This is a genomic window from Peptoniphilus sp. BV3C26, assembly GCF_000478985.1.
In the GTDB taxonomy this organism is placed as follows: Bacteria; Bacillota; Clostridia; order Tissierellales; family Peptoniphilaceae; genus Peptoniphilus_B; species Peptoniphilus_B koenoeneniae.
Genome location: NZ_AWXB01000013.1, coordinates 1 through 693 on the forward strand (window position 1 = coordinate 1; position 693 = coordinate 693).

The window sequence follows — 693 nt, forward strand, 5'->3', positions numbered from 1 at the left end:
CCAATTTGTCCCCACTCTTTGTTTCCCATTGTGGCAAATGGAATGGCTGAAACCGATGAGTAAACATAAATCTCAAACATTCTTCCGTAAACCACAAGCATGATTACAATGGAAATTACCTCTATGGCAACCTTTATGAGTGAGGTTTCAAAGAGAATCATGACAAGCTCTCCAAGCCCCTTTTCTTTTAAGGTATCCATCATTGCCACTATCTGATCTCCGGAAACGGTGGCAGAGGTATTTATCACCCCTGCCGCCTTATTTACCATATGTTGTGCCACATCAAAGACTGCCATTGAAAACTCAAAAGCATGAGATACTAACCATACAGCAATCCACATCTTAATGATGTACTTAAAAAATTCAAAGGTGTCCGTATCATGCATATTGTTCTTTTGCATTACCATATTGATAAGCTCAATACAAAGGACTGCTGTGATGATTAGTCCCGCTATGGGAATAATGACGGAATCGTTAATGCTTTTGATAAAGGCAAATACATCTCCGTTCCACCCCATGGGAGTTTTTCCTACATCTGTTGCAACTGCACCAACTTTATCGTTGATGTCAAGAAACATGGACTCTAAGTTTGCTTGGATACCGCCCAGTAGAAGTTCCTTAAAAAATTCTTCTATCTTGTCGAATATTCCAAACATCTAAGCTCTCCTTTTCTTCTTACTTGAGTACATTGGC

Annotated in this window: 1 protein-coding gene; it reads right to left on the bottom strand. The window is 39.5% G+C overall.

All coding sequences use genetic code 11. From position 1 onward, the window contains the following. On the bottom strand, positions 1 to 656 hold a 656-nt coding region (locus HMPREF1253_RS01485), incomplete at its 3' end, for a VirB6/TrbL-like conjugal transfer protein, CD1112 family (RefSeq protein WP_023054988.1). Positions 657 to 693 lie beyond the last annotated feature (37 nt).